The sequence below is a fragment of the Pedobacter sp. MR22-3 genome (assembly GCF_026240075.1).
Taxonomy (GTDB): domain Bacteria; phylum Bacteroidota; class Bacteroidia; order Sphingobacteriales; family Sphingobacteriaceae; genus Pedobacter.
The window spans coordinates 39630-65134 of record NZ_JAPIVF010000006.1 but is presented as its reverse complement, the minus strand read 5'-3'; the positions used below and the strand labels follow the sequence as shown (position 1 = coordinate 65134).

Sequence of the window (25505 nt, the reverse complement as noted above, 5' to 3'; positions counted from 1 at the left end):
TCTAACCATTAATTAAAATAACTATGAACCTTACTTTACTTAGCAATTGGTCTGTTTTCCACAATAAACAGAAATTGCATTTTTTAGGGAAACTGACAACCATTATCTTGCTAATGATTTCGCTCAGTGTTACCGCCTTTGCCCAGACTGTGGTAAAAGGAATTATCTACGACAATGACAAACTTCCGTTAGTTGGTGCGACCATTCAGGTAGCCGGCACAAACGTGAAAGCACAAACAGATGCAGAAGGAAAATACCAGATTGCTGTACCTTCAGCAACTTCAAAATTAATTGTGAGTTTTGTAGGCTTTGAATCGCAAACCGTTAATGTAAACAATCAAACCCTGGTAAACGTTACGCTCGCTTCGCTTAATAATCTGGATGCAGTTGTGGTAGTGGGTTATGCCTCGGTTAAGAAAAGCGATCTTACCGGAGCCGCTGCCACTGTTTCAGCAAAGGATTTTAATAAAGGTCCGCTTAATGCGCCAGATCAGTTGATTCAGGGGAAAGTTGCCGGTGTGCAAATGATTAACAACAGCGGTCAGCCAGGCGGTGCCTCTACTGTTCGTATCAGGGGAAATTCGGCCATTACAGGATCCGGACAACCTTTATATGTTGTAGATGGTGTGGCATTAGACGGACGTTCGGCCAGGCCTTCTGCCAGCGCAGGTATTGGTACTGCTCCTGCCGGAAACCCACTCAACTTTATTAATCCGGCAGATATAGAATCCATGGAAATCTTAAAAGACGCATCGGCTACAGCCATTTATGGTTCAAGAGCGGCCTATGGCGTGGTGTTGATTACCACTAAACGCGGAAAATCTGGTGATACTAAAATAGACATCAATGCTTCTGCAGGCGTAGGTAACATCGCCCGCAAAGTTGATGTTTTAACAGGGGATGAATATCGTGCCGCACTCAAAAAATATGGTTTAACCAGCGGTGATTTTGGCACCAGTGTGAATGCTTTAGACGAGGTTTTACGAACAGCATACAACCAAAACTATTCAGTAGGCATTAGTGGCGGTACAAATGGTAATACATTCAGGGCTTCCTTGGGTTACCAGAATCAACAGGGAATTATTAAAGGTTCAGATTTTAAAAAATACAGTGCTGGTTTTAATGGAAACTTTAAGTTTTTGGAAAGCAAAAAGCTTGGTCTTGATGTAAACATGATCAGCAATCAGTATCTGGAAAATATTGCACCCATTACCACTGATGCCGGATTTACCGGAAGTTTGATCAGCCAGGCTTTATCCTGGAACCCGACGCAATCTTTCTATAATCCGGATGGAAGCTTATTCATTGATTATGGTTCTACAACGATCAATCCATTAGCTGCCCTGGCTGCAAACAGCGACAAAGCTAAAGTATCTACCATTTTAGGAAGCGTTTCGCCTTATTATAAAATTACGCCCTGGTTAGAATACAGAATGCTAGCCAGTGTAAACTACAGCACAGGGATCAGAAGAGCATCAACCAGAAGTACTTTAAACCTGCAGGGTATTCAGCCTTCGGGAGACTTTTTAGGTGGTTATGCCAGCTACTCCAATACAGAATTGGTTACGCAGCAGTTCACCAACACCTTAAATTTTAACAAAGAAATTGTTTCTAAACTGAATTTAAATGCTGTTATCGGTTATGAATATTCAAATTTCATAAATAAAAGTGCTGTCAATACGGCAACCGGTTTCGGAAATCTACCGCTTGACTACACTGATGCTTTTGAGGCTACGCTTAAGGCAAACAGAACTTTTGTAACCAGTTATGATCCAACAACTGAATTGCAATCATACTTTGCCAGGGCTATCTTTAACTATGACAATAAATACATATTAACAGCAACAGTCAGAGCAGATGGTTCAACAAAGTTTGGTACAAATAATAAATATGGTTATTTCCCATCATTTGCTGCAGCCTGGAATATTAAACAGGAAAGTTTTCTTGCCAGTGTAGCCTGGCTGGATGTATTGAAAATCAGGGCAAGTTATGGGATCACAGGTAACCAGGATTTCCCTTCGGGCTCATCTCAGCAACGTTTTGTATACAGAACACCTAGCAAGGCTGGAGACCCTATTCCGCAGGTGGGTATAAATAACCAAAATGATAACTTAAAATGGCAGGAAGATAAACAAACCAACGCCGGTATAGATTTTGGCTTATTCGGAAATAAACTGACAGGATCTATCGATTATTTTAATAAAACCACAAAAGATTTATTATATCCGCAAACTGCATTTGCTCCGGCTGAACAAGGTAATGTAATTACATGGAAAAACTTAAGTGGTGAGATTATCAATAAAGGCATAGAGATGAGTTTAAATGCCAATATTATTGAAAAAGATAATTTATCATGGTCTTTAGGCGGTAATTTAACCTACATTAAAAACAGAGTCGAAAACCTGAGCGACCTGATTAAAACAGGTGCTTTAAGCGGTCAGGGATTAAGTGATGTAACCACAGAAGTGATTCAAAATGGCCTACCCTTATTTGCCATGGTTACCAGACAATACAATGGTTTAGATGCCAATGGATTTTCTTTGTATACCGATGATGGATTTACGAAATACTATGTAGGCAATCCTAATCCAAAGTTTATCATGGGTTTAAGCACAAATTTAAGGTATAAAAAATTATCTTTTAGTGCTAACTTTAATGGTTCATTCGGACAAAGTATTTACAATAATACAGCAAACTCCGTTTTAGCAATTTCCAACCTGGGTTCCAGAAATGTTTCTTCAGGCATTCTTGCTTTACCTGTACAGGAATCTCTTGCAAACCCAATTGCAGCATCTTCCAGGTACATCGAAAAAGGTGATTATGTAAAACTAGCCAATGCAACCTTAAACTATAACATCGGCAATATCGGAAAAGCGATCAAATCATTAAATGTTTATATCAACGGTCAGAATCTTTTCGTCATTACGAACTATACCGGTTTTGATCCGGAAGTAAATGTAAACAAAAGTGTGAATGGTGTTCCTTCTGCCGGTATAGATTATACCGCATATCCAACAGCAAGAACATTCAATTTTGGTGTTAATTTTTCTCTTTAATCCTTCAATAGTAATCAAATGAAAAATAAATATATCATTGCTTGTATAGCAGCAACTTTAGCGCTATCCGGCTGTACCAAATTAGATGAAAATTTAAATGGGCAGGTAAATTCAGGTACACTTTCTCAGGGGAACGTACCAGGATTAATTTCTGCCGCTTATATTGCCATGAGAGGTCCCTATCAAGCCCCATGGAACTGGTCTGCTTTGCAGGAAGTAACCTCTGATGAGGCAATTGTTCCAACAAGAGCAGGAGACTGGGATGATAATGGTGCATGGAGAGCACTCCATTTACACAAGTGGGCTGCAGATGATGCCAGAATATCGGGCGTATTCAGAGATCTAAATAGCATAAGTTATGCGGCTACTACGGTTTTAAGATTCAGTCCAACGCCGGCACAAGCAGCTGAAGCTCGTTTTCTGAGGGCTTTTGCGCAATTTTCAATATTAGATGGCTGGGGCCAGGTGCCTTACCGGGAAACTGGTGAAGGTGTAATACTGCCTTCCAAGGTTAGAAATGCAGCTGATGAAATTGCTTATTTAATCAGTGAGTTAACTGCCATTATTCCAGACTTGCCAAATGGTCCAGCAAACTTGGCAAATAAGAATGCTGCAAAAACCCTGCTGATGAAAGTCTATCTGAATAAAGGTGCATTCTTAAACCGTACCGCACCTACATTTGATGCTGCTGATATGGCCAAGGTGATTTCATTAGCTGATGAAATTGCAACAGGAGGATATGTATTATCTGCGAACTATTTCGACAACTTTGCGCCTTCTAATAATGTTCTTTCAAAAGAAAACATTTTTACTGCAGAAAATACTGCAGGAAATGACGGAAGTGATTTAGATGGACAATGGAAGTGTACGCTTCACTATAACCAAAATCCGAATGGCTATAATGGATTTGCAACCTTATCCAATTTTTACGGCAAATTCGAGGCTACCGATCAAAGAAGAGGGGGTACATATACAGGTCAAACCAATATTTCAGGAATCAGAGTAGGCTTTTTAGTTGGTCAGCAATTTGACCAAACCGGTGCGGCTTTAAAAGACAGAAAAGGAAATCCATTGGCCTTTACTCCGGAGGTAAGCATCATTGAAAGAGATCCAAATCACCTGGAAGTAGCCGGAATACGGGTAATTAAATATCCAATTGATTACCAAAATGCCGGCTCCAGAAAACCTGATAACGATTGGGTATATTACCGCTATTCTGATGTTTTGTTGATGAAAGCAGAGGCTTTACTCAGAACTTCGCAAGCGGGCGCAGCCCTGACGATTGTCAATTCCATCAGAACAGTTAGGGGCGCATCAACATTAGGTACCTTAACGCTGGATAATTTGTTAGATGAACGAGGCCGTGAATTGTATTGGGAAAGTTTCAGAAGACAAGACTTAATTCGTTTTGGTAAATTCCTTGCCGCCTGGCAGGAAAAAGCAGCCAGCGAGGCAAAATATCTTTTATTCCCTATTCCTGATAATCAACTGGGCAATCCAAACCTGATCCAGAATCCGGGATATTAATTTTTTTAAAAAACCTTCACTTGCGAAGTCTTAAAAGCCGTAACCCGGCAAGACTTCGCAAGTTTTCATCCGTTAAAATCGAAACGGTACCTGTTAATTTTTATCGTCCAATCAATTGCTCAGGTAGGAGAACCAATCTTCATATGTAATTTTTGCATTACATTTAATTGCAGCATAATGATTTAAAAAAAAGCGTAATTCTGATATTTAACCGCTAAATCAAGCTAAAAACTGATTTAAGCCATCATTTTCATCCACAAATCCATCAAATTAGGCTTAAGTTTTATAATCCTGACAATAAAAAAACAAAATCCTATTAAATCTATAAAACCAAGCGTTAAGATTTGTTGTTCCCTACATATCCGTTAACCAAATTATAGACCTATGGAAACTCAAAATATTTCGACTACAGCTCGTAAAGAGTTAATCGACATTTCTGACGAACAAGATCGCAATTACTGGGCAGCAAGACTCGGCGTAAGCAGCGAAAAATTAAAATCAACAATTAGAGCGATCCATAGTATGGAGTTTTCTAAATTAAATGATTTTTTAAGATTGGAAAAAATTAAATCTGCCAGCACTTATCAACGTTTCGTTAATTCTTAAAATAAAGGTGATGTTAGTAGAAAAGAATAGTGCGAAAAGGGAAGACAAAATGACTAAACCTGCCATTACAGATGCCAATCACCTGATTGATTTACCTGTTCAGGAAAAATTCTTTAGCAAGAAAATGGGTGGTGATGCCGTAAATCATCCAAAAGCGACCATTAAGCTATTGACCATTCCTTATCCAAAAAACGGATTGGCCAATTTACTTTAATCTTAAGTAAAAGGGAGATTAAAAAATCTCCTTTTTTACTCCTCTGATTTTAAAACCAGTATAGATCTTCCGCCAACAGCAAGCACTTCAGCGGCTTCATGTAAGGATAAGTCATCCTTTGATATTTCTCCCGTGCCGGTATCTAAAACCTTTCGCCATTTTTTAGCGTAATCTTCGCTGGGTAATTGATATTGAAGGCCCTCGTAATGAGCATTAAATATAATAAAGAAATGATTGTCCAGGATGTCTTCGCCCATTGGTCCTTTACTCTGAATGCCCTCGCCATGAAAATATATCCCGATAGACCTTGCGAAATCACTTTCCCAGTTATAGCCTTTCATTGGATTGCCATCAGGTGTAAACCAGGCAATGTCTTTTACCCCATCATCGCCAACTTCCTGTCCGTTAAACCATTTTCTTCTTCTTAGACTCGGATGATTTAAGCGTAACTCAATCATTTGTTGTGTAAAATATAACAATGATTCATCTACGGCATTCCAATTTAACCAGGACAGTTCATTATCCTGGCAATAGGTATTATTATTGCCAAGTTGTGTTTTCCCCATTTCATCTCCGGAAACCAGCATCGGGATACCCTGAGATAAAAATAAGGTAGCCAGGAAATTTCTTTTTTGTTGTTGACGAAGCTGCACGATATGCTGGTCATCGGTTTCACCTTCTGCACCACAATTCCAGGATCTGTTGTGGTCTTCTCCATCCGAATTATGATCTAAATTTGCCTCATTGTGTTTTTCGTTATAGGAAACCAGGTCATGAAGCGAAAATCCATCGTGGGCAGTAATGAAATTTATACTTGCCGTAGGCCTTCTGTAATCTTCCTGGTATAAATCCGGGCTCCCTAAAAATCGTTGTGCAAATTCACCGAGCATATTTGGGTTTCCGCGCCAGTAATCGCGCATCGTATCGCGGTACATGCCATTCCATTCAGCCCAGCCCGGAGGAAATTTACCTACCTGATAACCACCATCACCTACATCCCAGGGTTCAGCAATTAATTTCACCTGCGAAATCACAGGATCCTGATGTATAATATCAAAAAAGGCACTTAGCCTGTTTACTTCATGCAGTTCTCTGGCCAGCGTAGAAGCCAGATCAAAGCGAAAACCATCTACGTGCATCTCCTGAATCCAGTAACGCAAACTGTCCATAATAAAGCGAAGCACATTGGGTAACATGGAGTTTAAGGTATTTCCGGTTCCGGTATAATCAGTATAATATCGCCTGTTTTCTTCCAGGCGATAATAGGCACCGTTATCAATTCCTTTAAAGGATAAAGTCGGCCCAAGTTCATTGCCTTCGCCGGTATGGTTATAAACCACATCTAAAATCACTTCAATTCCTTCGGCATGGAGTGCTTTAACCATATCTTTAAATTCGTCTACCTGTCCGCCTCTTACATCGGATGAGGCATAGCGAGAATCGGGTGCAAAGAACCCAATGGTATTGTATCCCCAGTAATTGGTCAATCCTTTTTCCTGCAGATGATGATCTGATATAAACTGGTGAACAGGCATCAGCTCCACTGCGGTAACGCCCAGCTTCTTCAGGTAATCAATGGCCACCGGATGTGCCAATCCGGCATAAGTTCCACGGATATTTTCAGGAATTTCAGGATGCGTTTTGGTAAAGCCTTTAACATGCATTTCATAAATCACCGTTTCGTGATAATCGGTTTTGGGATGCACATCTCCGGTCCAGTCGTAGGCCGGGTTGATCACCACCGATTTAGGAATAAAGGCGGTATTATCACTTCCGCTAAAGCTCAGGTCCATCAGCGGATCACCCAGGTTATAGCCAAACAGTGAATTATCCCACCTGATGTTTCCGGCAATCGCTTTGGCATAAGGATCTAACAATACTTTGTTCGGGTTAAACCGGCACCCGTTTTCAGGCTCATAAGGGCCATGTACACGATAGCCATAAAGCTGGCCGGGTTTAATATCGGGAATATAAGCGTGCCATATTTCGTGAGATCTCTCCAGAATAGTTATCCGGTCTGTTTCTGTATCTGCGTGTTCATGATCGTAAAAACAGAGTTCAACAGCAGTTGCATTTTCTGCAAAAAGTGCAAAATTCACTCCTTTACCATCCCATGTGGCGCCTAAGGGATAAGCATCTCCTGGGAATTGTAAAATTTCGGGCATTATATTTTTTAATTAGATGGTTAAATTTTTAGCCATTGACGGATAATATCATATTGCTTACAGCATATTTTCCGATCAGCCTATTTAAAAGTAATATTCAGCACTAAAAGTTTTAACAAAATGAATTTGCTGACGACAACATTTTTCATCAAATGAATCTAACGCCCCAATTGAGTTAAACAACTTACTGTTAACAAGTGAGTTAAGGCATAAAATAATGATATAAACTATTCAGTGCAGCCCTGCTAAAATCTGGAAAATCTCCGGTGTAGGTGGCATTTATTCCATTGGTAATAATTACAAAGCCAAATTTTTGCTCCGGATTAAAAAACATGGTACTGTACAATCCATAGGCAGAGCCGGTATGCCCAATCAGTTTTACCCCCGGAATTAAATTACTGGTTTGGCGAAGTGCCAGGCCATATTCTTCTTCCTCTGTAATTTTGGTTTGCATGAGCCTTGAATGCTTTTTGGACATGATTTTCACACCATCAGCCTGACCATAGTGCATATGCATAATCATATATTTCGCTAAATCAGTTGCCGAAATTTTCATTCCGCCCGTTGGCGAAAAAATGGGCGTGCTGTAACCCATTACATACTGGCTGATTTCTTCCCGCCTGGGCGCATAGGCAGCCGGCGATGGCGTGAAACTTTTGGTATCTGTATGGTATTCATAAAGCTTCACAAACCGATTGCTATCTAAAGAATCGACACAATAGCCTCCATAAAGTCCCAGCGGTTTCAGGATATGTTTTTCAATGTACTGATCAAAACGCTCACCTGATTTTTTTTCAATAATAGTTCCGATAAGATTAAAATTCAGGTTGCAGTACTGATATCCTTTTCCGGGCGCATAGTCGTTATAACACTTTGCGTAATCCGGGTTTTTATCAGGGTTAATCAAATCCAGGTTCAGGTATCCTTGGCTGTCATTTAAACCGGAAGTGTGCGAAAGTGCCATTTTCAGTGTAATTTTCTGATCCGGAAATTTTGGATTTCTGATTTTAAAACCAACTAAATCACCGAAATCATCATTAAGAGACAATTTCCCGGCCTCAATCAGCTGCATAATAGCAGTGGCAGAAAAAGATTTTGAAATGGAGGCGATCCGGAAAATATCCTGATCAGTTAATGGCGTTTTATGCTCCAGATCCTTCAAACCAAAAGAATGTGTATAGATGATTTTGCCTGCTTTTACTACTGCAACAGCAGCACCAACGGCATTAAACCTGTTCATCACCTGTTCAAAATCTGCTTCAGCACCTTCCTGTTGTGCCCTGGCCATGCCAAACTGAAGCAGCAAAACCGTTATCATAATCAGTTTGGAAAAAAAAGAAGAAATCATATGTTTGAGTTAAAAAAGGAATATCACGGTGAATCATAGCAGATGCTTTATTTTGCGTCATTTGTTTCCAGCCAATGTCCGTCCGGATCTTTAAAATAAACTTGTTTTACGCCATCAACCCTGAGGGTAACCGCTCCTGCTTTGCCCGCCCAGTCTTCGAAGGCAATATTTTTCGCTGATAATACTTTAATAAACGTATCAATAGAAGACACGCTAAAGCAAAGGTGTTCGTTTTTATCGAAAATTTGATTGCCTTTGGCCCCCTGAATCAGATGTAAAGCTCCGGCATTCCCCAAAGAAAACCAGGTATGTTTACCATCTTTAAAGGGCTCCGGAATTTCCTTTAAATTAAATACAGTACCATAAAAGGCTGTTGACTTATTCAAATCGGATACATAAACAGCAATATGATTTAAAACTGCGGGTTTTTGCTGTGCCATAGTATGTTGAAAGAAGAAAAAAGATAGCAATAACAATGAAGAAGGGATAATTTTTCTCATACCTAAATATCTGATTTTATCCTTCAATTTATAAAAAAAATGGGTTTTTTATCAAAACCTACTTACAAAGTTACATTGGTGGAGATGCTTTTTTATGGTCAACGCGTATGAAAAAAAATTGATGGGTCTGATCTGTTACCGTTCTTGAGAAGAAGAACAGAAAGAAGGAAGTAAAATAACTGATGACTGATGAACATCAACCACCAGTTATTGGATTTTTTATTGACGGGAAAGGGTTTCAAATTCTGCTGCAGATAAATTAATGTCTGCTGCTTTCAGGTTTTCTTCCAGGTGTGCAATTGATTTGGTACCCGGAATGAGCAGGATATTGTCTGAACGCTGAAGTAACCAGGCCAATGCAATCTGGGCAGTAGTGGCCTGATGTGCTGCTGCAATCGCTTTAATTTTATCTTCCAGTTTGGTAGGTCCCGAAGCCAATGGAAACCACGGAATAAAGGCCAGGCCTTGTTCAGCAGTATAATGCAATACATCTTCCCATTTTCGATCCCCCAGGTTATACATGTTTTGTACAGAAGCTACAGGTAAAAGATCCTGCACCTGTTTAATTTCATTTACACCAACTTCAGATAAACCCACGTGTTTAATCTTTCCAGCTTTAACCGCCTCAATTACTGGCGCAAGTGTTTTTTTTACATCCACATTCGGATCAATCCGGTGCAGCTGCCACAGGTCAAGCTGTTTAACATTTAGCCTTTCCAGGCTTCCTTCAATGTCAGCTTTAATTTTATCCGGATGACCATTTGGAACCCATTTGTTTGGTCCGGTTCTGTCAAAGCCACCTTTAGTAGCAATCAGCAATCCGGATGGATAAGGATGTAATGCATCTGCGATCAGTAATTCATTAAATTTTGGCCCGTAAGCTTCGGCAGTATCAATAAAATTCACCCCGTTTGCTACAGCGGCCTGCAAAACTTTTTTGGCATTTTCACGGTCTTCCACCTCACCAAAAACACCCTGTCCGGTTAACTGCATGGCGCCATAACCCATACGGTTAATTTCAATATCGCCTAATTTGAATGTTAAATTCATCTGTTATATGTGCTAATATTTAAAAAGATATATGATAACTAACTGGAAAATGATGCTGAATGTTTGTTCCGGAAAAAATTATGATCATGCCGCTACAAATGTAAATGCCATCGCTTCAGCACCATCAACCAATGGCATATTTGGCCATAAAAGATTTTTTACTCACCAGTTGCAGATAGCTGTAATGGCCTGAAATCTGGTATCTTTTTCTCAGCCGGTATAAAAAGTGCCCACCGAAATCGATAAAAACAGGGCACGACACCTGCATCCAGGCCTGATGTGGATGGCGCCAGCTGAAAGCATAAAATGCTGTACTAACAGGAACTGATTTTAAATCCTGGTGGTAGAAATTAAGAATCGCGGGATTGGGATTTTGTGTTAGCGCATCAATTTTACGGATCATCGAAAGATGCTCCGAGAGGCAAAATTCAAAATCATCAAGCGCAGGATGATGGGGATCAGGAATTGACTTTAAAATTTTAAAGCCCTTGAACTTTAATCCATTCACTAACCAGATTAATTTGGGATAAAAGGCTTCACGTGCCTGTAGTTCTGTTAATGAAATGGCTGAGTTTTGAAGTTCAATGGTGATTCCGGCAGCGGTATGGATATCGGCCCGGTGAAACTCCAGCAGTTTTTCATCAAAAAAATTTACTTCACGAAAATTAACCGGAAATTCAGCTTTCCATTCGCGGTGCCAGATGGTTTCATTTTCCCACCAGGAATCACATCTGTCTGCCACCGCATGTGCCCAGTGTTTAATGTTAATGGATCCGCATTTGGCAATTACCTTTTGCCCGCAGCACATGCAAATGCCCTGCGCACCCCTTACCGCTTCGGCTTTACATCCGTTTAATAGGGCATATTGCATTTGGTATGGCTATTCGTTCCCTTTAAAAATATTCATCACAGCAGTTTTCCACTGAATGTAGCCTAAATCGCCACAAACCCGGCCAACATACTGTTCTACCTCTTCCGGTACATCATTTACAATGCGCCAGCGAATCTTATATTTTGGATTATAACTGATGTACACCACTAAATCATCACTGCGTTGCCCTACGGCCTCCATGGCTTGTAAATGGATATCACGTAAGTCATCCGCAGCCACTTTAAGCCGCTCATTCATAATTTTACCCAGTGAATGGTCTGGTCGAAAATCTGTTTCAAATATTGCTAAAACGGTAACAGTCATATTATCCCCTATTCTTTGAAAACAGCCAGCTGCTTTCTTCGCTAAATCATCAATAACTCTTTCGAGACAAACAAATCTATACTAAAATATTTAGTAAACAAAAATATTAAAGATATTTTCTTTAGTTGAATGTCATATTTAAAAATACCACTGAGCATCAACAGGATACCTTTTCCATTTCTTCAGGGCAATAAGGTCCCAAATCTGGATTCAACAATTATGATGATGATTTTGTGCATAACCTGTATAGAAAAGAGTGCCAGGATCAGTTCAATTCTGTGCATCTTTGCAAAAATTAGCGAAATGCTTTCAGGAGATCAGTAAGTAAAGATGGATAACAAGCACAATTTGGAAAATTCGGATCAGGATCATCAACTTATCCTTGATTTTATTCAATTCACCAACCAACCTATATTTTTAACGGGAAAGGCAGGAACCGGGAAAACCACACTCTTGCGTAAAATCAAGTCCACCACTGCTAAAAATTTCGCCGTTGTGGCACCCACTGCTGTAGCTGCCATCAATGCAGGCGGGGTAACCATCCATTCTTTTTTCCAGATGCCCTTTGGTCCCATTATTCCAAATCAGCCTGGCGAAGCTTCTAAAGAACTGAAATACGCTGAGGATAAAATTAAATTACTGAAATGCCTTGAACTTCTGGTGATTGATGAGATCAGTATGGTCAGGGCAGATATGCTCGATTTTATTGACCAGACACTCAAAAATGTAAAAGCATCTAATTTACCCTTTGGTGGCGTACAGGTTTTAATGATCGGCGACCTTTACCAGCTCTCACCCATTGCACATGATGCCTGGCATATCCTTAAGGATTATTATTTAAGCCCTTACTTTTTCGATAGTTTAATTCTAAAGCGGATTTCACTGCTTACTTTCGAACTGCAGAAAGTTTACCGGCAGTCTGACCCCTTGTTTCTGGATATTTTAAACCGGATCAGGGAAAACACGCTCACCCCTGCCCTTTTAAATCAGCTGAATGAACACTATGATCCAACACTGGCAGATGCCTGGAAAGAAGATTACATCACATTAACCACCCACAATAACCTGGTTGGGCAGATTAATACGGAATGCCTTGAAAAACTGGATGGTGAAACGCATGCTTTCGCAGCCAGGGTAACCGGCGATTTCCCTAAAGATGCCTATCCGGTGGATGAGGTGCTCCATTTGAAAGTTGGTGCGCAGGTGATGTTCATTAAAAACGATTCTTCAGGAAAAAAACAATATTATAATGGTAAGGCTGCGAAGGTTGTCGGTATAGAAAAAGATAGTGTTCATGTGCAGTTTCTGGATGATAGTCAGTCATTTGAAGTAGAGCGTGAAGAATGGCAAAATGTTAAATACGCACTGGATCAGGATGAAAATAAGATTAATGAAACCAATACCGGTTCCTTTGCGCAATACCCTTTTAAGCTTGCCTGGGCCATTACCATTCATAAAAGTCAGGGTTTAACTTTTGAGAAAGCCATTGTTGACATCAGCTCATCTTTTACCCATGGCCAGGCTTATGTAGCCTTAAGCCGCTGTAAAAGCCTGGATGGCCTGCTGCTTAAAGCTCCTGTGAAGATGGAAAATATCATGACAGATAAAAGGATTATTGCTTTTACAGAACAAGCTGTGAGCAAGAAGCCCACTGCAAATGATTTAAATATTTTCCAGCAGCAATATGCCTGGAACCTGATTGATGATTTATTTGATTTCGGCGTCATTCAAGGTTACTGGGGGATCCTGAAAACTGCAAAATTCAGGGCAAATGATGAAAATGCAGCACTGGATAACCTTCGCGCGGTTGTTAATGACCTGCTGGAAAAAGACATCATCCGGGTTGCGGGAAGATTTAAAGATCAGGAACTGGTTAAAATAGATAAAAGCGCAATCCTAGAAAATGATGCGGTTTTTTTAGGCCGTCTGACTAAGGCAGCTCAATATTTTATTCCGAAACTCGAAACGGTGACCCATGAAATGAGCAAATTTGCTTCCTTAAATATTTACCTGGATGAACAATCAGAAAGGGTTTTAGCCACCCTAAGCCATTGCGCCAATGCGCTGAATGTTAAACTGGCACTCTTTAATTTTTCATGGCATCCTTTTTCGCTGGAAGATTATACTAAAACTTATCTTGGAGCAACCAATAAATTTGATCAGCGACCTAAAAAACTAACCTTCGCCAAAACCGAACTTCCTAAAGAGGTGATCAACCAGAAATTATATCAAAGCCTGGTGGACTGGAGAAAGGGCCTCAGTCAGCAGCGAAACGTTCCGGCTCATTCTGTTTTATCTGATCTGGCTTTATTAAACATTGCGGCTAAGCCTCCGCGATCGGCCGATCAACTCGCTGCGATAAAAGGTGTAGGCATTGGAAATGCGGTGGATTTAGGAAAGGAAATTTTAAAAATAGTGAATGACTATTTGGGTGCGAGTACGCTTTTTTAAGCGGAGTGAAAGATTTTATAATAAGCATAGGTACATAATATCCCTGCAAGAAAGCATAAAATCCGTACCAGCCACTTTTCTAAAATATCCTTGCCTTGCTGTGTAAGGCTATTTTCTAAGCTTTTAAGCAGTTGTTCCTGCTTCGTTAGTTTTTCTTTTAAATCAAGATTTTCATTCTGTAAATCAAAAATACTTTTACCGGTATCCTGCTCCAGCTTGTTCAGGGCATAGCGACGTTTAAACCCACCTTCACTGATAAACATATCAACACCAGCCTGTTTCCCCACCATGGCCGGCAACGGTATGCCATCTACCTGCCCTACCAAAATAACCAGGTTCATCTGGACCAGAAAATCTAAATAATCTGATGCCAGACTCCCGTTACCCCTGAAAATTTTAAGCACACGATCAGATTTGATGTAAACTTCTTCATCAAATTCTTTTAGGATGTTATCCAAAAGCTCACATTTAGCCGGAGTTAAACTGATGGAATGGTTCTTCATTTAGTGGAACGTTGGTAATATCTGGCAATAAAGCAAAAATATATTTAACCTGATAGTTTTGCAATAAAATAAATACGCATTTTTAGACTAAACAGATTAAATATATTTAAAACGATTTTTCTATACCTTTCATTTTTCTGAAAATAAAAACTTATGCTAGCGCAAAACTGTTATTTAAAGAAAAATATAAAGTTATGAGAGACCAGGAAGATCAACCAAAAGACGAGAAAAAAATTGAAGATTCTGATCAGTTCCAAATGCACCGTGCAGGTGGAAACGCCGGAGAAGGACACCTGCCTAAGGAAGAAAAAGATGATTCAGCATACACAGAACAGGAAATTCCATTTGCTGATGGCGAAGGTACCAAACTGGATGAGTGGATAGAAGACGAGGATGACGAAGAAACAGATGCATAAAAAAAGAGCGATCAGTCATGATCGCTCTTTTTGGTTTATTGAAATAAAGAATATTTACCAGGCATTTACCCGATTTTATTGATTCAGCGCAGAAACTTGTTTTAAATGCGCTTTCAAATGAGGCAGATGTTTGGAAGCAAATTTTCTGATTGCGCTATCTTTTGATTTAGCCCCTTCTTCAAATAAAGCAATGGCCTTCTGGTGATCGCTTATCATGAGCTTTACATATGCCTGATCCAGCGCAGTGCCTTTCATTTGCTTTAAGTCTTCAACAGATTTTAATATTTCGGCTTCGGTATCCCCATCCGGATGAGGTAAGACAGCAGACTTCATATTTCCGGCTGCTTCAGCCACATTCTGGTTTCTAGTGGTATCTTTCATGTTTTCCAATTGAGAATCTACCCGCCCATCAGGTCGCATTCCACCCGGAAGTTTACTCATCGGTAAACTCACGCTTTTAGCCTTCGCCAATAACTTTAATTCTTCATTCACCTTACTATGGTCATCGATCATCATTTTGGCAAAGGCTTTTACTTTGGGATCAGCAGATTGTTCGCTGGCTACTCCGCTTAGCTGTATTTCTTTCATGCCAGACAGCATCGCCTGCCTGATGAATACTTCTACAGGCATATCCATCATGTTGCTTTGCATGACTAATGGCTGATGATAATGGGCAGATGCCAATTGATTTAAACCGGAAACAGACAGTAAAACAACAGCTGTTTTGGCGAGGGTAGAAAAGATATTTTTCATGGTTCATTTATTTATCATTAATACAACCCTGTTGACTTTAAAAAAGTTTCATTTATATGCCATTGAATTCAGCTAAACGGAACAGGTCTGATGGCAAAGGTGAATAACCCCGGGTTTGTGAACAACTTCCGTAAACACCTGTTAATGAAAGATGTTAAGCTTGTATACCAAAACATCAAGCGATGAAAAAGTCCATCTATGTTGTTGAAGATCATCCGGCCATCAGAGAAATAATCGAATTTCTACTCACGGAAGAATTATATGAAGTAAAGGCTTTTCCCAACTCGGCAGATTTCTGGAAAAGAATGCAGGATAGTATCCCTGATATGGTTATTCTGGATATCAGGCTACCTGATGCCAATGGAATAGACATTTGTAACCGGCTTAAACAAAATGCGAAAACACATCATATCCCGGTGATGATGATGTCGGCCAACAATCATTTAAGTGCGGTGAAAGCGAAATGCATGGCGGAAGATTTTATTAATAAGCCGTTTGATTTAAATGATTTCGCTACCCGGGTAGCGCATTATGTCAGCAATTAGTACCTATCGATACAGTGATGAGCCGCAAAACTTGCAGAACAGCGCATCACTGTCATGGCCTTCCCGGCTACAGTTGGGACAGGATTCCGGTAACTCTTTTTTCTGCCTGGCCGCAATTGCGATATCATGGGTAATGATACCTGTAGGTACCGCAATAATGGCGTAACCAATCAGCATCACTACAGAAGCCACAAATTTTCCCATTGGTGTAATGGGCGAAATATCGCCATAGCCTACTGTAGTAATGGTCACAATGGCCCAGTAAATACTCTCCGGAATATTGGAGAAACCATTCTCCCGCTTTTCAACCAGGTACATGATCGAACCCAGAATGACCGTAATGGTTAAAACAGTAAGCAGGAAAATGCTTATTTTTCTTAAGCTGCCCTTAAGTGCCTGGGTTAAAAAGTTAATCTCTGATAAAAATTGCCCGAGTTTAAATATCCTGAACACCCGAAGCAGCCGCAAAGCCCTGAACACCAGCAATGATTGTGCACCAATAAAAAAGATGCTTAAATAAGAAGGAAGCAGCGCAATCAGATCAATAATACCCAGCGGACTCAGTACAAAAAGTAAGGGTTTTCTAACGCTCACCAACCTTAAAATATATTCTACCGTAAATAAGGCAGCAAAAATCCATTCCAGCCTGTTAAACAGCTTACCGTACTGATGGTGAATACCAATGACACTGTCCAGCATCACCACCATAATGCTGGTAAATATCGCCAGGAGCAAACCTATGTCGAAAGCTTTCCCCGCAGGTGTGTTTGATTCATATATTACCTCATGCAGCTTAAAACGCCAATCTGTTTTACCTGTGGGTTTAATATCCTTATGTTTCAATTGTTCGGCAGACATGAATGTTAAAGCGGATCAATTTCCCCTATGCATATAATGTTAGTGATTTTTTATGGATAAACCTAACCATTTACCACTTCGCCGCCATTGACATGAATCACCTGGCCGGTAATGAATGAGGCATCTTCACTCGCCAGAAATACATAAGCCGGTCCCACTTCTGAGGGTTGACCTGCCCTTTCCATCGCTGTTTCTGAACCGAATGATTTAATTTTTTCCTCATCAAAGGTTGAAACGATCAGTGGTGTCCACACCGGGCCGGGAGCCACTGCATTTACACGAATGCCTGTTTTAGCCAGATTAGTAGCCAGCGACCGGGTAAAGGATGTGATAGCACCCTTTGTAGCAGAATAATCAATGAGGTTTGGAGAAGAGCGGTAAGCCGTTACGGAGGTGGTATTGATGATGCAATCGCCTGCCTTAAAATGTTCCAATACGTCATTTGCAAAATAGAAATAACCAAAAATATTGGTCCGGAAAGTATCTTCAAGTTGTTGCTCATCTATTTTTTTAGGATCTTTTTGTGGAACCTGCATACCTGCATTATTGACCAGAATGTTAAGCTGGCCAAATGTTTTAACGGTTTTCTGCACCGCTTTTTTGCAGAAATCAGATTTCTTTACGTCGCCCTTAATCAGTATGCACTTACGGCTTTCATTTTCAATCATTTTTTTTGTTTCGTCGGCATCAGTATCCTCATTCAGGTATACAATGGCCACATGAGCACCTTCACGGGCAAAGTGAACGGCAACAGCACGTCCGATGCCACTATCGCCACCGGTAATTAACGCAACCTTATCTTTCAGCTTTCCTGAACCTTTATAGCTGGCTTTAATTACTTCAGGAGCAGGATGCATTACAGCTTCGATTCCGGGTTGCTGCTCCTGTTTTGCAGGGGTTTTCTGCTTTTTCATATTGTCTGTTTTTATGTTATGATGATTTAAAATAACATGAAAAGGGAAGGCATGGTTTTAATCCGGCCTGCCAATCATCATTTTGTAAAAAAGCCAAACATAGCAAGCGCATTGCTGTTAACCTTAGATGCGGCTAACTTTACTCCTGATCTTAGGCACAATTCTTCATCTTGAACTGAAAGCACAATACAGCGATTCCACCAGGTACCATATCGCGCTTTCTTCTACCGGATCAGTTAACCGTACCAATGAAGACAAAGCTTATTTGTTAAACAATGCCCTGAATTTAGGAATGAAAAGGGAACATTTTGTTTTAAATTCTTCTTCCAGCTGGCTTTATGGCAAACAAAACAACAACCTCAGTAACAACGACTTTTCCTCTACCCTAAACTTTAATCTTTATAAAACCTTTCCACATTTTTATTACTGGGGATTGCTGAATTATAATACCAGCTATTCATTAAAACTGAAAAACCAGTTGCTTGCGGGTGGCGGTATTGCCTATAGCTTTCTGGATAAACCAAATGCTTATGTCAATTTAAGTGACGGGGTATTATTTGACCAGAGTAGCCTGATCGTTGGCGAAAGCTATAATACCTATCGCAATTCCCTGCGTTTACAATATCATTTTGCCATTAAGGAAATCATTGTGATTGATGGCAGCCACTTTCTTCAAAACTCCTTTAGCCGGAAAGGCGACCATATCATCAGATCGGTGACTTCTGTTGGCTTGAAACTGCGAAAATGGATCAGCCTGACTACGGCCCTGAATTACAATAAATTGAATATTACCGGAAGAGAAAACCTGAACCTTACTTACGGACTGAGTATTGACCAGTATTTTTAGTGACTGATGTTCAGTTCCAGTCTTTTTTTAGTAAGCGGATACCGCTGCGTCAGGAAATTTTCCATTGCCGTACAAAGCATGGGATAACATGCATGGCTGCTTAAACCCTCCAGCAAAATGGCATGGCTGATGGTTCCTGCCCCCAAATGTTCAGCTATCCATTCTGAAACATATATTACCGCCTCCCATACACCTTCCATCAGAAAAAAATCAAAAGCCTTTAAAATGGTATTCCATTGCGTGTGCATGGGGCGAAGCAGAAAATGCCGGGACACCGGGAGTAAATGTTTGCTGAAGCGTACATAATCATCACCACAGCCTGAAGTAACCATCATGGCTGCATCTGATGGAAAATTAGCTTTTTCAACCCTGATGATTTCTTTTCCATATTGATGGATACTGGCCGCGCAAATGGACGAAATATCAATCAGCGCCAGATGATCATAAATCTCCGGGTGCATGGTTTTCTTCGCATCCCTGCTGAATTTGAATCCGGCAATACCTTCCTTACCTTCCGCTTTGGGACGAAGATCGATGTATAACAAGTCAAATTCCTGCTGGAAATTGAGCGCCATGATATAATGCGCGGCCTCGGTGATCACATACGGAAAATCGAGCACCGGAGCTTGTTGCCCTTGCTGAAAAGATAAAATAGACAGTTGCAAATTAATGTTGTTCGGTTTCCTTATTGCTTTCTTACTTCGTACAAAAGCGAAGCGTAAATTTAGCATTTTGCCGCTATTCATCAAAAACCATCAGTTGGATTTTAGCGGTTAAAAAGGCTTTCCAGCTGGATAGCAGCACTTAAAAACATATCAACAACAACAAATAAAAAATGTTGAAAAATCTCCGGCTACCTAAAACACTGAATAACAACCAGTAGTCAAATTTATTTTACGGATGTGAATAAAAGCATGATTCATTTCATATTCAAATGATAATTTTGTGTTATGGCAAATTTAAACGTAAGAAAATCGATACAAACCAAGATAGAATCTTTAAGTAAGGAGATTGAAAATCTGCAGTCGGAATTAGTAAAATGGGAAAAAATTGCAGCTGAATATGAAGTCAATTCTGAAAGCATCGATTTGATCTTATCCATACAACAACCCGAAAAAGCCGAAGGCGGACGGGCAAAAAAAGTAAAACAAGCTTAACAGCTGTTTAGAACAAGCCTGCAAAATCAAATTTAATTGATTTTGCAGGCTTGTTTATGATGTTATTTGTGACATGATAACAGATCACGAATCAGGTTCGGAAGGATGATTGAGTATACTTAATTTATCACATTCTCCATTTTTCTAACAGGTATTCTAGCTCTTGGTTTACCATGCTGCAGCGGATTTGATCCCTCCGTTTTTAAAGGTTCCTTAGCCTTTCCTTTTTTCTTAAACTTACGTCCGTACCAAATCAGAAAACCTGTGATTGGTAAACTCGCGCCAATCAGGGATGCCAGAAAGGCCAGTACTTTGCCCGGGAAACCCAGGATACTGCCCACATGGATATCATAATTCATTTTCCTTAACTTGCCACCAAAACCAGAAGCTTCGTAAGGCACTGAATAGACACCTTTCCCTTTTAATTCTTGTAGCGTATGCTGATCAAAAGTATAACTTTGGTTATTGTAAAACTGCCCTTTATCAGGATAAACCGTAATATTAATGGTTGCCTTTGCTTTGGAAGTATCCGGGAAATTATAATAAAAACCTTCTGATTTTGGATGTTTTTTAATTACGGTATTCCAGGCTAAATCCATTGCCTTTTCTGGTGTGTAGAATTTCCCTGCCTGTAGTGAATCAGATGCCAGGCGATCAAATTCACCCAACTTTTCGCCACCACTGGTTACCCAGTATAAGCCTTCGCTATACCACCTGATGCCATAAACCATCCCGGTTAATGCGATGAACAATAAAAAGATGAGCGAATAAAACCCCAATACATTATGCAAATCCAAATTAACACGTTTGAATGATGCACCCCATTTGATTTTAAAACTTTTATCACGGGTAGATTTGTTCCATTTTTTAGGATACCACCAGATCAAACCTGTAATCAATAGGATAACGAAGATGAGTGTTCCATAATTCACAATCGGCCGGCCAATGGCATAGGGCAGCCAAAGGAAACGGTGTCCGTTCAGGATAAAGCGGAAGAAATCTACCTCACCTTTTTTGTGTACCACTTTGCTGATCACCCGGCCAGTGTAAGGATTAATGGTTAAAGTTGTTCCACCACCCCTGCGGCCTTCTTCTTTTGCGCCTTTCAAATTTAAGTTAATTGCCCTTCCCTGCTGGTAATTCGCGTAAACCGGCGATTTGTCCGGAAATAAGCGGGCAGCAATCGAGGTGAGCTGAGATGGCGTGATCACTGGCTTATCTTGCTTTTCTATCTTGCTTTCAGGCTCCAGTAATCCGGTGATCTCTTCATTAAAAACCCAGATGCAGCCTGTTATACAAACCATTAAAACAATGACACCAGATACAAGACCGAGCCAGAGATGAAGCCATTTGTTAATTCTGGTAAATTGCGAATCTTTCACTTTTTTCTTCGCCGGATTAGAGTTGTTTGCTGTTGCCATTATCTTCTTAATTGAAATGAGAAATGCTTAATTAATATTGAAGCGCATTGATGGCGGTAATTGTCCCACCTTCTACCTTTAAACCTTTTTTTGCAGCGGCGATGTCGGCATCAAAAACATAAACATAACTTCCTTCGCTGGCTGTGGTGATTCCGATATAACCTGTTCTTCCATCTCTCGGGGAATAGTTATTAATTGTAGTTGTCCTTGTTATATCAGCTGGTATGCCTGTTACCCATTTAAACGTTTTGTTAATTACATCTACAATGGCAAACTTTCTGGCTGCGCCTGTAATCGAATTGGCTTGCGGGTACATCTGCACTACAAATTTACCCATGCCTACATAGCTCTGACCAGCCATGTGGTAACCGCCAGACAATTCCTGAACATTTAAAAAATAGCTTTTATCAAACTCAGTCGTTCCTTTATTAATCCGGATTACTGCAGAAGGATTTTTAGAGCTTGGCGTTCCGGAATTGGTTGCAGAAGCATAAGAGAAAGCATAAGCATCGCCATTTTCGATTTCCACTAAACCATTTACAAAGTAAGCACCGATATAACTCGTACGGTTGTCTTTTATCACTTTCTCCAGTTTTAATTCCGGGTAACTGTAAACGGCCACCCACGAACTATCAGGATAAGCGGTACCAAAAACATCCGGTGCTGCACCTTTGATGCTCATATAAGGGATAAAAAGTTTTTCACCCACTTGAGTTGCCCATGTAAAATGTGCGCGTTCCCTGTTTCCCGCTAATTTTACAATGTTCACCTGCTGCTCCCCAACAATTTGGTATTTACGGGCATCAATCCTAAAGAAACTTGAAAATTCATTTCCTGATCTCGGTATTTTCGCAATAAATATATCATCCTTCGCTGGTGCAAAAAGCTGAACCGTTTCAGTTTGAAAATTGGTGAGTTTATTTAACTTTCCGGTACCGTCTAATCGATAAGTGGTTACTGCACCCGGATTCCCTTGTCCGTACAACAAGCTAAAAAACCGGTTTCTATGGGTTAAATAATAACGGTAAGAACCGTCTTGCTCAATGCCGTTTCCTTGTGTAGTCACCGTTCCTGCATCTAAGCTATTGGCAGTCAATAAATAATCGGCGATGCCTGTGGTACCCACAGGTGTTGCGGAAATGATAAATTTAGTTGCTCCGGTAAGCTCGTTATCCACGTCTACAACTTCTGAAGAATCCAGTTCCTTATCGCAGGCCGCAAACAAGGTAACCAACAATAAACTTAAAAATGGAAGTAAATATTTAGTTTTCATATTCGTATGTATAAAAATTTATGATCTGTTACTACTGAAAAAATACCTCACTTTAGCATAAAATGCTCTGCCTGGTTTTTGTAATGAAAAGTTATCGTAGATGCGGTTATTCACCAGGTTTTTACATTCTAAACCAATGTTGTATTTACCACCGCCTAATGTATAAACTGCATTAACATCCTGCATCCATTGTCTCGGGATATCATACTTCGTATCAGCAGTACCCTGACTTGGCCACGATAGGTAATAAGCATGAACATACAATACATTGTAGCCAAGGGTTAAGGTATTGCCTTTCTTACCTACGTTATTGAAGAATAGCGAAGCATCAGCGTTACCAAAAAGATAAGGCATGTTAGGGATACGATCCCTGTACAAAGGACTTTCCATGGTTTGCCCCTGTTCAAAACGGGTATTGTTTCTTAAGTTCTGGTAAGTAAGATTTACCCCTGCGGTAAATAACTGCTTGTAAGAATAACGCACTTCAGATTCGAAACCTAAATTGGTTACATCAGCCAGGTTGCCATTTACCTGTTTGGTTTGATTATTATTTAATTGCGGCCTGATAAAGTCTTTCGCATCTCGGTACATTACATTACCATCAAAGCTAAAACGGTGAATCTGATTTAGCTGTGCCTGATAGCTGAAGCCCAGGTTGTAGTTATTGCTTTGCTCAGGTTTCAGGTTGATATTTCCTTCCAGGTTTAATAAATCACCAAAAAGTTCATCCGTTTCCGGCAGTCGGTAGCTTTTTTCGAAAGAGGCTTTCAACTGAAAGTTAGGGACAATAAAATAAGTTGATGCAATACCATAACCTGTTTTGCTGTAGCTGTTTTCCTGCTGAAGATAGGCTACATCACCCCAGTTTCCGCTTGGATTGTAACTCTGTGCATATTTATTCGATTGATAAAACTGTTTGGCAAAAACAGAGGTGTTCCATTTTTCTGAAGGACTGAATTTATACCCTAATCCTAACACATTTTTATTGTTCTTACGGGGTTGCTCGTAATTTTGGTTTTGCGGGAAGAGTTCATCAGAACCTTTTCTGTTAAACGAATTGTAAACATTATTTAATGAAAAGGAATGACGCTCATTAAGGGTATACGTTAAGTTGGCAGTGGCCAATCCATTATTGTTACGGAATTTATACATAGAACGTTCCCTTTCGCTACCAGCACCCGGGTATTGCTTATACTCCTGGAACCAGTTGTAACGGCGATACACGGTATCGATATTTTGTTCGGTACCAAAATTGAAGTTACCATTGATACGAAGATCAAGTCCTTTGGTAAATAAATCTTTTTTCTGATACTTCACAGTTGGCATTAAAATGCTTCCTCTTCGGTGCCAATCGCCGAAAACACTGACCATCCGGGCACCTGTTTGTACTTCTGCATAGTTTTTCCCAGCGGTTAAACCAAACATCAGCTGATCTGCGAATGATTTATTAACTACTCCTGCACCTACAATTATTGTTTCATTATGGTAAGTATCGTTAAAGCGTTTCACTACCTGATTTCTAAAATAGCGTCCATCAAAAGAAGCCACATCTGTAGTTACTTTATAATCGTTATCAGAATAATTCTGGAAGGCATTCAGTTGTACCTTAAAACCTGACGGCGAAGTATAACCGGCATTGATAGCTGTTTTATGGGTATTAAATGAACCATAAGAATAAGAAGCATCAATGTAACTTTTTGTGGTATTGTCAGTTACAATGTTGATGGCGCCACCCAAAGCGTCTGAGCCCAACCAAACCGGAACCACCCCTTTATACACTTCTACACGTTGTGCCAGGTTGATCGGAATATTGTTGATCTGGAAGGATGAGCCAAAATTATCCATTGGTATACCATCGATAAAAAATTTCACCTGCCGACCGGTAAATCCGTTTAACGAGAAATCCATTCTAGATCCCAATCCTCCAGCCTCTCTCACGCGGACACCAGATACACGATCGAGTGCATGAGAGATATCTAAAGTACTGTTATGTAATTTTTTGGCATCGATAGAAGTTACGTTAAAAGCCTGGCGGTTTACCTGTTGATTTGCCGTTCTGCCAATCACATTAACCGTTTCCATGTCTTCTGAAGATTCGGCAAGACTGAAACTTAACTTTTGATCCTCATTTTCGGATACGCTTATTTCCTTTTTAATTGTTTTGAAACCAACGGCAGAAATCTGAATCTGATAATTCCCGGCTTTAACCTGAGAAATTTTGAAACTTCCCTTCTCATCAGATACCGTTACATAATTGGTTTTCTGGATCTTGACGGTAGCGCCTGAAACGGGCTGACCAGAAGCACTTTTGATTTGCCCCGAGATACCGGAAATGCGGTTTTGGGCGGAGGCAAAAATTACAAAGGCACATAGCATGCCTAATAGCAAAATTTTCTTAATTTGCATAACTTTTAATGGAGATTAAAGGTGAGCCGGTTTTCCGGTAGCCACACGGGTCTGAACCGTGTGGCATTTTTTTTATGCCGCAAATATAAATCTTATTTAGATCAAGTCCAAATAAGATGCAGACATATTTTAGCCCTTAAACCGTTTAGTATGGTAAAAAACAAAGAAAAGCAGAACATTCAACGCCTAACCATACGCCATTTCATTTGAAATATTCCTGGTAGAACCGTATCTATAAGCTTACATATTATTTAATTTAAGCAGAAGAATAACAATGGCAGGTTGATCGACAAATCATTA

23 protein-coding genes are annotated in these 25505 nt (G+C 40.1%); 9 read left to right on the top strand and 14 right to left on the bottom strand.

Annotation, left to right across the window (positions count from 1 at the left end):
• The first annotated feature begins 23 nt into the window (after positions 1–23).
• The 4 genes from OQ267_RS15480 to OQ267_RS15465 all read left to right on the top strand — a co-directional run bounded on the left by OQ267_RS15480 (position 24) and on the right by OQ267_RS15465 (position 5403).
• Complete coding sequence (locus OQ267_RS15480) at positions 24–3056, top strand: SusC/RagA family TonB-linked outer membrane protein (protein ID WP_265836717.1); 3033 nt, start codon at positions 24–26, stop codon at positions 3054–3056.
• An 18-nt stretch (positions 3057–3074) separates the two neighbouring features.
• Positions 3075–4583: a RagB/SusD family nutrient uptake outer membrane protein gene (locus OQ267_RS15475; protein ID WP_088301537.1), complete on the top strand. Its 1509-nt coding sequence runs from the start codon at positions 3075–3077 to the stop codon at positions 4581–4583.
• A gap of 384 nt (positions 4584–4967) precedes the next feature.
• On the top strand, positions 4968–5189 hold the full coding sequence (locus OQ267_RS15470; RefSeq protein ID WP_088301538.1) for a DUF3606 domain-containing protein: 222 nt from the start codon (positions 4968–4970) through the stop codon (positions 5187–5189).
• A 10-nt stretch (positions 5190–5199) separates the two neighbouring features.
• Complete coding sequence (locus OQ267_RS15465) at positions 5200–5403, top strand: hypothetical protein (RefSeq protein ID WP_265836715.1); 204 nt, start codon at positions 5200–5202, stop codon at positions 5401–5403.
• A gap of 35 nt (positions 5404–5438) precedes the next feature.
• Here OQ267_RS15465 and glgX read toward each other — a convergent pair whose 3' ends face one another.
• The 6 genes from glgX to OQ267_RS15435 all read right to left on the bottom strand — a co-directional run bounded on the left by glgX (position 5439) and on the right by OQ267_RS15435 (position 11661).
• A complete protein-coding gene (gene glgX, locus OQ267_RS15460) occupies positions 5439–7568 on the bottom strand; it encodes a glycogen debranching protein GlgX (protein WP_265836713.1) in 2130 nt (709 codons plus the stop codon).
• Positions 7569–7770: 202 nt separating this feature from the next.
• A complete protein-coding gene (locus OQ267_RS15455) occupies positions 7771–8886 on the bottom strand; it encodes a serine hydrolase domain-containing protein (RefSeq protein ID WP_265836712.1) in 1116 nt (371 codons plus the stop codon).
• 77 nt (positions 8887–8963) lie between these two features.
• Positions 8964–9416, bottom strand: coding sequence for a VOC family protein (locus OQ267_RS15450; protein ID WP_265818269.1), 453 nt, complete (start codon positions 9414–9416; stop codon positions 8964–8966).
• A 219-nt stretch (positions 9417–9635) separates the two neighbouring features.
• Positions 9636–10466, bottom strand: a complete 831-nt coding sequence (locus tag OQ267_RS15445; RefSeq protein WP_265836711.1) for an aldo/keto reductase — start codon at positions 10464–10466, stop codon at positions 9636–9638.
• Between the two features lie 124 nt (positions 10467–10590).
• Positions 10591–11337, bottom strand: a complete 747-nt coding sequence (locus tag OQ267_RS15440; RefSeq protein WP_265836710.1) for a competence protein CoiA — start codon at positions 11335–11337, stop codon at positions 10591–10593.
• Between the two features lie 9 nt (positions 11338–11346).
• Positions 11347–11661, bottom strand: coding sequence for a hypothetical protein (locus OQ267_RS15435; RefSeq protein ID WP_088301543.1), 315 nt, complete (start codon positions 11659–11661; stop codon positions 11347–11349).
• A gap of 348 nt (positions 11662–12009) precedes the next feature.
• Here OQ267_RS15435 and OQ267_RS15430 point away from each other — a divergent pair, with 348 nt between their 5' ends.
• Positions 12010–14112 carry an HRDC domain-containing protein gene (locus OQ267_RS15430; protein ID WP_265836709.1) on the top strand — a complete coding sequence of 701 codons (2103 nt, stop codon included), beginning with the start codon at positions 12010–12012 and terminating at the stop codon, positions 14110–14112.
• On the opposite strand, the gene OQ267_RS15425 is transcribed toward OQ267_RS15430, so the two are convergent.
• Entirely contained in the window at positions 14109–14615 is a 507-nt protein-coding gene (locus OQ267_RS15425; RefSeq protein WP_265818273.1) for a hypothetical protein, read from the bottom strand. The two genes, OQ267_RS15430 and OQ267_RS15425, sit on opposite strands and share 4 nt — an antisense overlap.
• Before the next feature lie 194 nt (positions 14616–14809).
• Between OQ267_RS15425 and OQ267_RS15420 the strand changes: the two genes are divergently transcribed.
• Positions 14810–15031, top strand: a complete 222-nt coding sequence (locus OQ267_RS15420; protein WP_088301547.1) for a hypothetical protein — start codon at positions 14810–14812, stop codon at positions 15029–15031.
• Between the two features lie 75 nt (positions 15032–15106).
• Here OQ267_RS15420 and OQ267_RS15415 read toward each other — a convergent pair whose 3' ends face one another.
• On the bottom strand, positions 15107–15784 hold the full coding sequence (locus OQ267_RS15415) for a DUF4142 domain-containing protein (protein WP_265836708.1): 678 nt from the start codon (positions 15782–15784) through the stop codon (positions 15107–15109).
• Between the two features lie 182 nt (positions 15785–15966).
• Here OQ267_RS15415 and OQ267_RS15410 point away from each other — a divergent pair, with 182 nt between their 5' ends.
• Positions 15967–16329, top strand: coding sequence for a response regulator (locus OQ267_RS15410; RefSeq protein WP_265836707.1), 363 nt, complete (start codon positions 15967–15969; stop codon positions 16327–16329).
• A 3-nt stretch (positions 16330–16332) separates the two neighbouring features.
• Here OQ267_RS15410 and OQ267_RS15405 read toward each other — a convergent pair whose 3' ends face one another.
• Together OQ267_RS15405 and OQ267_RS15400 are read right to left on the bottom strand one after the other, a co-directional pair.
• Positions 16333–17187: an ion transporter gene (locus OQ267_RS15405; RefSeq protein ID WP_265836705.1), complete on the bottom strand. Its 855-nt coding sequence runs from the start codon at positions 17185–17187 to the stop codon at positions 16333–16335.
• A 62-nt stretch (positions 17188–17249) separates the two neighbouring features.
• Positions 17250–18101 (bottom strand): SDR family oxidoreductase, encoded by an 852-nt coding sequence (locus OQ267_RS15400; protein ID WP_265836703.1) that lies wholly within the window; start codon positions 18099–18101, stop codon positions 17250–17252.
• Positions 18102–18228: 127 nt separating this feature from the next.
• Here OQ267_RS15400 and OQ267_RS15395 point away from each other — a divergent pair, with 127 nt between their 5' ends.
• On the top strand, positions 18229–18948 hold the full coding sequence (locus tag OQ267_RS15395; protein ID WP_265820369.1) for a DUF481 domain-containing protein: 720 nt from the start codon (positions 18229–18231) through the stop codon (positions 18946–18948).
• Here the strand turns inward: OQ267_RS15395 and OQ267_RS15390 are convergent.
• Positions 18945–19694: a hypothetical protein gene (locus OQ267_RS15390; protein WP_265836702.1), complete on the bottom strand. Its 750-nt coding sequence runs from the start codon at positions 19692–19694 to the stop codon at positions 18945–18947. The two genes, OQ267_RS15395 and OQ267_RS15390, sit on opposite strands and share 4 nt — an antisense overlap.
• A 204-nt stretch (positions 19695–19898) precedes the next feature.
• Between OQ267_RS15390 and OQ267_RS15385 the strand changes: the two genes are divergently transcribed.
• On the top strand, positions 19899–20105 hold the full coding sequence (locus OQ267_RS15385; RefSeq protein ID WP_088303127.1) for a hypothetical protein: 207 nt from the start codon (positions 19899–19901) through the stop codon (positions 20103–20105).
• Positions 20106–20224: 119 nt separating this feature from the next.
• On the opposite strand, the gene OQ267_RS15380 is transcribed toward OQ267_RS15385, so the two are convergent.
• The 3 genes from OQ267_RS15380 to OQ267_RS15370 are packed head-to-tail and all read right to left on the bottom strand — an operon-like array spanning position 20225 to position 25205.
• Positions 20225–21526 carry a PepSY-associated TM helix domain-containing protein gene (locus tag OQ267_RS15380; protein ID WP_265820371.1) on the bottom strand — a complete coding sequence of 434 codons (1302 nt, stop codon included), beginning with the start codon at positions 21524–21526 and terminating at the stop codon, positions 20225–20227.
• 31 nt (positions 21527–21557) lie between these two features.
• A complete protein-coding gene (locus OQ267_RS15375; protein ID WP_088303129.1) occupies positions 21558–22799 on the bottom strand; it encodes a DUF4374 domain-containing protein in 1242 nt (413 codons plus the stop codon).
• Between the two features lie 18 nt (positions 22800–22817).
• A complete protein-coding gene (locus OQ267_RS15370) occupies positions 22818–25205 on the bottom strand; it encodes a TonB-dependent receptor (protein ID WP_265836700.1) in 2388 nt (795 codons plus the stop codon).
• Positions 25206–25505: the final 300 nt, after the last annotated feature.

Excerpts from the sequence above, each read along its gene's own strand:
- OQ267_RS15480 (WP_265836717.1), top strand. The coding sequence starts at position 24 with ATGAACCTTACTTTACTTAGCAATTGGTCTGTTTTCCACAATAAACAG.
- OQ267_RS15475 (WP_088301537.1), top strand. The coding sequence starts at position 3,075 with ATGAAAAATAAATATATCATTGCTTGTATAGCAGCAACTTTAGCGCTA.
- OQ267_RS15470 (WP_088301538.1), top strand. The coding sequence starts at position 4,968 with ATGGAAACTCAAAATATTTCGACTACAGCTCGTAAAGAGTTAATCGAC.
- OQ267_RS15465 (WP_265836715.1), top strand. The coding sequence starts at position 5,200 with ATGTTAGTAGAAAAGAATAGTGCGAAAAGGGAAGACAAAATGACTAAA.
- glgX (WP_265836713.1), bottom strand. The coding sequence starts at position 7,568 with ATGCCCGAAATTTTACAATTCCCAGGAGATGCTTATCCCTTAGGCGCC.
- OQ267_RS15455 (WP_265836712.1), bottom strand. The coding sequence starts at position 8,886 with ATGATAACGGTTTTGCTGCTTCAGTTTGGCATGGCCAGGGCACAACAG.
- OQ267_RS15450 (WP_265818269.1), bottom strand. The coding sequence starts at position 9,416 with ATGAGAAAAATTATCCCTTCTTCATTGTTATTGCTATCTTTTTTCTTC.
- OQ267_RS15445 (WP_265836711.1), bottom strand. The coding sequence starts at position 10,466 with ATGAATTTAACATTCAAATTAGGCGATATTGAAATTAACCGTATGGGT.
- OQ267_RS15440 (WP_265836710.1), bottom strand. The coding sequence starts at position 11,337 with ATGCAATATGCCCTATTAAACGGATGTAAAGCCGAAGCGGTAAGGGGT.
- OQ267_RS15435 (WP_088301543.1), bottom strand. The coding sequence starts at position 11,661 with ATGACTGTTACCGTTTTAGCAATATTTGAAACAGATTTTCGACCAGAC.
- OQ267_RS15425 (WP_265818273.1), bottom strand. The coding sequence starts at position 14,615 with ATGAAGAACCATTCCATCAGTTTAACTCCGGCTAAATGTGAGCTTTTG.
- OQ267_RS15420 (WP_088301547.1), top strand. The coding sequence starts at position 14,810 with ATGAGAGACCAGGAAGATCAACCAAAAGACGAGAAAAAAATTGAAGAT.
- OQ267_RS15415 (WP_265836708.1), bottom strand. The coding sequence starts at position 15,784 with ATGAAAAATATCTTTTCTACCCTCGCCAAAACAGCTGTTGTTTTACTG.
- OQ267_RS15410 (WP_265836707.1), top strand. The coding sequence starts at position 15,967 with ATGAAAAAGTCCATCTATGTTGTTGAAGATCATCCGGCCATCAGAGAA.
- OQ267_RS15405 (WP_265836705.1), bottom strand. The coding sequence starts at position 17,187 with ATGTCTGCCGAACAATTGAAACATAAGGATATTAAACCCACAGGTAAA.
- OQ267_RS15400 (WP_265836703.1), bottom strand. The coding sequence starts at position 18,101 with ATGAAAAAGCAGAAAACCCCTGCAAAACAGGAGCAGCAACCCGGAATC.
- OQ267_RS15395 (WP_265820369.1), top strand. The coding sequence starts at position 18,229 with ATGCGGCTAACTTTACTCCTGATCTTAGGCACAATTCTTCATCTTGAA.
- OQ267_RS15390 (WP_265836702.1), bottom strand. The coding sequence starts at position 19,694 with ATGAATAGCGGCAAAATGCTAAATTTACGCTTCGCTTTTGTACGAAGT.
- OQ267_RS15385 (WP_088303127.1), top strand. The coding sequence starts at position 19,899 with ATGGCAAATTTAAACGTAAGAAAATCGATACAAACCAAGATAGAATCT.
- OQ267_RS15380 (WP_265820371.1), bottom strand. The coding sequence starts at position 21,526 with ATGGCAACAGCAAACAACTCTAATCCGGCGAAGAAAAAAGTGAAAGAT.
- OQ267_RS15375 (WP_088303129.1), bottom strand. The coding sequence starts at position 22,799 with ATGAAAACTAAATATTTACTTCCATTTTTAAGTTTATTGTTGGTTACC.
- OQ267_RS15370 (WP_265836700.1), bottom strand. The coding sequence starts at position 25,205 with ATGCAAATTAAGAAAATTTTGCTATTAGGCATGCTATGTGCCTTTGTA.